Source organism: Nocardioides cremeus (assembly GCF_030518195.1).
In the GTDB taxonomy this organism is placed as follows: Bacteria; Actinomycetota; Actinomycetes; order Propionibacteriales; family Nocardioidaceae; genus Nocardioides; species Nocardioides cremeus.
Genome location: NZ_JAULSC010000047.1, coordinates 1 through 7,086 on the forward strand (window position 1 = coordinate 1; position 7,086 = coordinate 7,086).

The window sequence follows — 7,086 nt, forward strand, 5'->3', positions numbered from 1 at the left end:
CTTGAGGGTCTCGCGCTCGAGCTCGAAGCGCGGGTCGCGCAGGTCGGGCAGCGCCCGGCGCGCCGGAGCCGGCTCCTCCCCCGCGCCCCCGGCGCCGGTGGTGCTCACGGAGTCGCGCCGCTCGGGCCGGCCCGACTTCTGCGGGCCGCGGGCGGCCGCGCGGCGTACCTCGGAGCGCGCCTCCTCGGGGTCGGTGCCGACCATCTGCGCCAGCTCGCGGGCGAAGGCGTCGACCTTGGACTTGTCGCGCACGCTGGTGACCAGCTTGGCGCCCTCGCGCAGCGCGTCGACCCGGCCGTCGGCCCGGTCGAGGTCGAAGCGGGAGACCACGTTGGACAGCACGAAGCGGTAGAGCGGCACCCGCCGCGCCACCAGCTCGCGCACCGCGGCGTCGCCCTGCTGGATGCGCAGGTCGCAGGGGTCCATCCCGCCGGGCTCGACGGCCACGTAGGTCTGGGAGACGAAGTTCTGGTCGCCGCCGAAGGCGCGCAGCGCCGCCTTCTGCCCGGCCGCGTCGCCGTCGAAGGTGAAGATCACCTCGCCGCGGAACTCCTCGTGGTCGTTGAGGAAGCGGCGCAGCACCTTGGCGTGGTCGTCGCCGAAGGCGGTGCCGCAGGTGGCGACCGCGGTGCCGACGCCGGCGAGGTGGCAGGCCATCACGTCGGTGTAGCCCTCGACGATGACGGCCTGGCTGGAGCGGCCGATCTCGCGACGGGCCAGGTCGATGCCGTAGAGCACCTGGCTCTTCTTGTAGATCGGGGTCTCGGAGGTGTTGAGGTACTTCGCGTCGATGCGGTCGTCGTCGAAGATCCGCCGGGCGCCGAAGCCGATGGTGTCGCCGGAGGCGTCGCGGATCGGCCACAGCAGCCGCCCGCGGAACCGGTCGTACGGCGAGCGACCGACCGCCACCAGCCCGCCGGTCGTCAGCTCGTCGACGCTGAAGCCCTTCTGGCGCAGGTGCTTGAAGAGCGCCTCGCCGTCGCGGGGCGCGAACCCGACGCCGAAGGTCTGCGCCGAGGCCTGGTCGAAGCCGCGCTCGTCGAGGAACTGGCGCGCCACGAGGGCGTCGGGCGTGCCGAGCTGGTCGGCGTACCAGGCCTGCGCCTCCTTGTGCGCCTCGATGAGCCGTCCGCGCTGCGGGCCCTTGGGCTTCTCGTAGGTGCCGTCGCCCTCGTCGCGCATCAGCGCCACGCCGGACTTGTCGGCCAGCCGCTCGACGGCCTCGCCGAAGGAGAGCCCGTCGATCTTCATCACGAAGCTGATGACGTCGCCGCCCTCCTGGCAGCCGAAGCAGTGGAAGAAGCCACGGGAGGGGGTGACGTGGAAGGACGCGGACTTCTCGTCGTGGAAGGGGCACAGCCCCTTCATCGAGCCGCCGCCGGCGTTGCGCAGGGTCACGTACTGCGAGACGACCTCGTCGATACGGGCCTTCTCGCGCACCTCGGCGATGCTCTGCTCGCGAATCCTGCCCACCACGTCGGCGATCCTACGGGCGGGCGGGCGCGTTCAGTACGCGCCCGTCATCTGGTTGTGGAGGGGCTCCCCCGCGGCGTACCTCTCGAGCTGCTCGCGCACCAGCCGGTGGGCCCGCGGCCACATCGCCGAGGTGGCTCCGCCGACGTGCGGGGAGACCAGGAGACCGGGCGCGTCCCACAGCGGGTCGTCGGCGGGCAGCGGCTCGGTGTCGACGACGTCGACGGCGGCCAGGAGCCGGCCCGCGTGCAGCTCGGCGAGGAGGTCGGCGGCGACCACGACGGGCCCGCGCGCCATGTTGACCACCAGGGCGCCGTCCTTCATCCGGGCCAGCAGGTCGGCGTCGACCAGGCCCCGGGTCTCGTCGGTGAGCGGCACGATCAGCACCACGACGTCGGCGGTCGGCACCAGGTCGGCCAGCTCGTCGAAGCCGTGCACGTGGCCGCGCTCGGTCTCCCGTGCCGTGCGGGCGACCTTCACGACCTCGCACTCGTTGGGCAGCAACCGGTCCTCGATCGCCTGGCCGATCGCGCCGTAGCCGACCAGGAGCACCTGCTTGTCGGCCAGCGAGGGCCGCCAGCGGGTGTTCCACCGGTGCTGGTCCTGGTCACGCACCATGCCGGGCACGTCGCGCAGGGCGGCGAGCACCAGGGTGAGGGTCAGCTCGGCGGTCGAGGTGTCGTGGATGCCGCGGCCGTTGCACAGGGTGACGCCCTCGGGCACCCGGCTGCGCACGTTGTCGACGCCCGCGCTGAGCGTCTGCACCACCTCGAGGCCGCTCATCCGCTCCAGCACGTCGCCGACCTCGGGACCCATGGCGTACGGCGTCACGTAGAACGCGACGTCGGTGACCGAGTCGGGCACGTGCTCGCGCGGGTCGACGACCTCGTAGCGCAGCCCGCTCGGCACCTCGCCGAGCTCGGCGGGGTCGAAGGGCAGCCAGACGAGCCGGTCACGCTGTTCGCTCATGGTCGCGAGGCTAGCCGCGGGCGCGCAGCAGCTCCCAGCGGGCCACGGCGCTGGCGTCGGTGAGCGAGGCGACCTGGTCGACGACCACGCGCAGCCGGCCGGCGTCGTCGACGGCCTCGTGCCAGTCGTCGGCGAAGGGCCGGTCGAGCGCCTCGGGGCCCTGCTCGAGCAGCAGCGCGACCAGCTCGGCGACGAGCTCGCGCTGGCGCACCATCACCGCGATCCGGTCCTCGGCCTGCATCACGTAGTGCGCCGCGACCCCCTTGAGCACCGCGATCTCGAGGCGGGTGCGCTCGGGCACCACCAGGTCGGCGCGGTAGCGGACGAAGGGGCCGTCGGCGGCCGCGAAGGTCGCGGCCTGCACGTCGCCGCAGAAGCGCCCGATCAGGTCGCTGGTGAGGTTCTTGAGCGCGGCCAGGCTGCGCCGCGAGGCGTCGTACGCCGTGGTGGGCCACGAGCCGACCGAGCGGAGCCCGGCGAGCACCTCGTCGAGCACGTCGTCGTCGGCGCCCGGCTCGTACCAGGAGCGCACCGTGGCCCAGACCGCGGCGGTGTCGAGGTCGGTCAGGTCGACGCGGCCCGCGACCGTGCCGTCCTCGACGTCGTGCACCGAGTAGGCGACGTCGTCGGCCAGGTCCATCACCTGCGCCTCCAGGCAGCGGCGCACGCCCGCGCCCGGCACCGGGGCGCGCATCCAGTCGAAGACCGGCAGGTCGTCCTCGTAGACGCCGAACTTGTGCACCTCGCGCGGCGACCCGTCGGCGTGCACGCCGCTGGGCGCCTCGGCGGCACCCCGGGCCCACGGATACTTCGTGCAGGCGTCGAGGGTGGCGCGAGTCAGGTTCAACCCGGCCGAGCGGCCCTCGGCGTCGACGGTCTTGGCCTCCAGCCGGGTCAGCAGCCGCAGCGTCTGGGCGTTGCCCTCGAAGCCGCCGCACGCCCCGCTGAGCTCGGCCAGCACCCGCTCGCCGTTGTGCCCGAACGGCGGGTGGCCCAGGTCGTGGGCCAGCGCGGCGGTCTCGGCGATGTCGGGCAGGCTGCCCAGCGCCCGCGACAGGTCGCGGGCCACCTGGGCCACCTCGAGGCTGTGGGTCAGCCGGTTGCGCACGAAGTCGTTGCTCTGCGGGCCGACCACCTGGGTCTTGGCCGCCAGGCGCCGGGAGGCGGCGGCGTGCACCACGCGGGCGCGGTCACGCTCGAAGGGCGTGCGCTCGGGCGCGTCCACCCGCTTGGGGGGCTCGGGCACCAGGCGCTCGCGCGCGTGCTCGTCGTACAGGTCCAGGGCGTCCATGGCGCCGCCACCCTATGCGGTGCCTCCCCCCTAGACTCACGCCGTGCTGCCCCTCGGAGGACCGGACCCCGCGACCTGGGACGCCCTCGCGCTGGCGGCTCGCAACCTCTTCGCGACCCACGCCTGGGCCAGCACCTGGTGGGCGGAGTACGCCGACGGCGCGACCCCGCACGTGCTGGTCGACGACGCGGCCGCTCCCAGCGTGGTGCTGCCCCTGCACGTGCGCGGGCGGGCGCTGCGCCAGGTGCGCTGGATCGGCCACGGCCCCGCCGACCTGCTCGGGCCGGTGTGCGCGCCCGAGGACCTGCCCCGAGCCGCTCCCCTGCTGCAGGCTGCGCTGGAGCACGGCGACCTGCCGGCCGACGTCGTGCTGCTGCAGGACTGCCCCGTCGCGGACGCCTGGTGGGAGCCGCTGGGGGCGCGGCCCATCAGCACCGAGGTCAGCCCGGTGCTGCGCTTCGAGGACGGCCAGACGTGGGAGTCGTGGCTGGCCTCGAAGAGCAAGAACTTCCGCGGCCAGGTCAACCGCAAGCCCCGCACCCTCGAGCGCGACCACGACGTGGTGGTGCGCCTGGCCACCGCCGAGAGCCTCGAGGCCGACCTCGACGCGCTCTTCGCGCTGCACGCGGCCCGGTGGGAGGGCGACAGCCCCCTGCTCGACCCCCGTCAGCACCGCTTCACCCGCGCCTTCGCCGCGCTGGCGCTGGAGCGCGGGTGGCTGCGGCTGTGGTCGATGGACGTCGACGGCCGCTGCGTGTCCTCGCTGCTCACCTTCGCCTTCGGCCCCGACGTCTACTGCTACCAGTTCGGCCGCGACCCCGGCATGGACCGGGAGTCCGTCGGGTTCGTGCTGCTGGTGCACGCGGTGCGCGACGCGCTCGAGCAGGGCGCCCGCGAGTTCCGGTTCCTGCGCGGCGACGAGGACTACAAGTACCGCTTCGCCGACGCCGACGCCCCCGTCGGCACCTTCGCGGTGCCCCGCGGGCTGCGCGGGCGTGCGGCCGTCGCGGTGGCCGCGCGGCGTCGCGACGGCGAGGACTGATCAGGCAGCTGCCGAGACCGGGACGTGCGGCGACTGCTGCACCAGCCGGGTCGTGCTCCTGACCACCACGATGCCGAGGATCGCGGCCGCGACCCACAGGACCGACCCCACCACGTCGGACAGGTTGGCCGAAGCGATGGCGGAGATGGTCTCGGAGTCGGAGGCGCCGGCCCCGCTGACCAGGGCAGCGGTGACGCGTCCTGCGATGGAGGCGCCGACCACGGTGAGCCGCCACGCCAGGACGACGTCGGACTGGCGACCGAGCGAGCTCTGGCTCGCCACCCGCACGTCCTCGACCACCTGGTAGGGCCGCACCAGGTTGAGGAACGGCACGAACCACCCGCCGATCGCCCACCCGGACCTGTGCTCGAGCCGCGACGGGTCCATCCGGTCACTGCGGTGGGCCTGGAACAACCAGGTGATCATCAGCACCAGCACGGCGAGGTGGACGAGGCTCAGCACCAGCGCGGCGACCGCAGTGCCGGTGTCGTACGCCGTGGCCTGCCCCAGGTCGACGGCGGCAGGCTCGTCGGCCCACCCACTGAAGGTCCGCCAGGCCCAGAACGAGAAGGCCCCGTTGAGGAGGTTGCCCAGCAGGGCCAGCCCGAGGATGGCCACCAACGCCTGGGAGAGGGTCGACCAGCCTGGGCCGAGTGCGGGTCGAGAGGACTGCGTCGCGGTAGTCACGAGCGGGAAGTATGGGGCCCCACCCGTCACACGCCCACGTCGCCGAGCAGTCAGCTTTGCACCACCGAGCAGTCACTTCTGCACCACCGACCGGTCGCTTGCGCACCGTCGCCGAGGCCTCGAAAATAATTTCGATCGGCCTGTGGAAAACGGCTTCTGACCTGGTGCTTTGTCGGTGGGTCCTGAGATACTTTACTCATGGCCACCACCGCGGCGCACCCCATCAACGGGGCGGTCGCGCGCATGCACTCGCTGCTCGACGAGCTCGCCGAGGTGCCGACCTGGTCGATGGGCCAGGCGGCGACGGCGGAGGCGATGGTCGACATCGCACGGCTCGAGGCGAGGGTGGTCGAGCTGAAGTCGCGGACCCTCGTGCACGCCGAGACCGTGGCAGTGGCGGAGACGAATGCGTCGCCCTCGGTGGCGGTATGGCACTCCAACGCCACCCGGTCGACGAAGCGGGAGTCGTTCCGCCAGGTCCGCCTGGCGGCAGGGCTGGATCGGTACGAGCTGGTGCGGGAAGCGCTCGGGCGTGGCGACGTCATCGCGGAGCAGGCGTCGGTGATCTGTACTGCCCTGGACGAGCTGCCCGACGACCTCGACCCGACGGTGCTGGAGCAGGCGGCCAAGGCCCTGGTGGCGTTCGCGGAGGTCCACGACGCCAAGGCGCTGCGGGTGCTGGGCCGTCGGATCCTCGAGGTGGTCGCACCCGAGGTGGCCGAGGCGTGGGAGGCCGAACAGCTCGACCGCGAGGCCGAGAAGTCGGCGGTGTTCCGGATGCGCGAGGACGGGCATGGCCGGATCAAGGGGTCCTTCACGGTTCCCCTGCTGGTCGGGCAGATGCTGGAACGGGCGCTGCTGGCGTTCGCGGCCCCCAAACACCAGATCGGAAGCCGTGCCGCCGCAGACGCCGACGACGAGCAGGTGCCGGTGCCGGTGCCGGTACGCCGCCCGACGGCGCAGCGGCTCGGTGCCGCGTTCGTGGAGCTCGTCGAACGTCTCGACCCGAAGGAACTGCCCAAGGCCGGTGGGGTGAACGCGACCGTCGTGGTGACGATGACCCTCGACTCGCTCAAGGACGGCCTCGCCGCGGCCACGCTCGACACCGGTGACCGGATCAGTGCCGCGACCGCACGCCGCCTCGCGTGCGAGGCCGGCGTCGTCCCCGTTGTCCTCGGCGGCCACAGTCAGCCGCTCGACGTGGGACGCGCGAAGCGGTACTTCACCCCGGCCCAGCGGATCGCCATGGGCATCCGCGACGGCGGCTGCACCGCCCGCGGCTGCGACGCACCACCGGCCATGTGCCACGCCCACCACGACGACCCCTGGTCCTGCCACGGCCACACCGACCTCGCCCGGGGACGACTCCTGTGCCCGTTCCACCACCGCCGCATCCACGATCCCGAGTACGAGGCCGATATCGGCGGCAACAACCAGGTCACCTTCCACCGACGAACCTAGAAGAGGTCCGCTCGGTCCTGGCCGTCGTTGGTTGAGGAGGTTGCGCAGCAACCGTCTGATACGAAGATAAACAGTTGGCCGGGGTTAGCTGGCTTTCTCCAGGGTGACGGTGTAGCCGAGTTGTTCGAGCTGGTGCAGGGCGCGGCCTTTGGTGCGCTCAGGG

The 7,086-nt window shown here is 72.7% G+C and carries 6 protein-coding genes; 2 read left to right on the forward strand and 4 right to left on the reverse strand.

The genetic code is table 11. From position 1 onward, the window contains the following. The 3 genes from dnaG to QWJ41_RS20545 all read right to left on the reverse strand — a co-directional run. A partial coding sequence (dnaG, locus tag QWJ41_RS20535) for a DNA primase (protein WP_302710334.1) occupies window positions 1-1,476 on the reverse strand: 1,476 nt, incomplete at its 3' end. Between the two features lie 30 nt (window positions 1,477-1,506). Next, a complete protein-coding gene (locus QWJ41_RS20540; protein WP_302710335.1) occupies window positions 1,507-2,442 on the reverse strand; it encodes a 2-hydroxyacid dehydrogenase in 936 nt (311 codons plus the stop codon). Between the two features lie 10 nt (window positions 2,443-2,452). Next, entirely contained in the window at window positions 2,453-3,733 is a 1,281-nt protein-coding gene (locus QWJ41_RS20545) for a deoxyguanosinetriphosphate triphosphohydrolase (RefSeq protein ID WP_302710336.1), read from the reverse strand. Between the two features lie 43 nt (window positions 3,734-3,776). Here QWJ41_RS20545 and QWJ41_RS20550 point away from each other — a divergent pair, with 43 nt between their 5' ends. Next, a complete protein-coding gene (locus QWJ41_RS20550; protein WP_302710337.1) occupies window positions 3,777-4,775 on the forward strand; it encodes a GNAT family N-acetyltransferase in 999 nt (332 codons plus the stop codon). Here QWJ41_RS20550 and QWJ41_RS20555 read toward each other — a convergent pair whose 3' ends face one another. Then, a complete protein-coding gene (locus QWJ41_RS20555) occupies window positions 4,776-5,462 on the reverse strand; it encodes a DUF4328 domain-containing protein (protein WP_302710339.1) in 687 nt (228 codons plus the stop codon). A 198-nt stretch (window positions 5,463-5,660) separates the two neighbouring features. Here QWJ41_RS20555 and QWJ41_RS20560 point away from each other — a divergent pair, with 198 nt between their 5' ends. Then, entirely contained in the window at window positions 5,661-6,923 is a 1,263-nt protein-coding gene (locus QWJ41_RS20560) for an HNH endonuclease signature motif containing protein (protein WP_302710340.1), read from the forward strand. Window positions 6,924-7,086: the final 163 nt, after the last annotated feature.

What these genes read in the sequence shown, in the direction of transcription:
- QWJ41_RS20540 (WP_302710335.1), bottom strand. Translation starts at nt 2,442, where the DNA reads ATGAGCGAACAGCGTGACCGGCTCGTCTGGCTGCCCTTCGACCCCGCC.
- QWJ41_RS20560 (WP_302710340.1), top strand. Translation starts at nt 5,661, where the DNA reads ATGGCCACCACCGCGGCGCACCCCATCAACGGGGCGGTCGCGCGCATG.
- QWJ41_RS20545 (WP_302710336.1), bottom strand. Translation starts at nt 3,733, where the DNA reads ATGGACGCCCTGGACCTGTACGACGAGCACGCGCGCGAGCGCCTGGTG.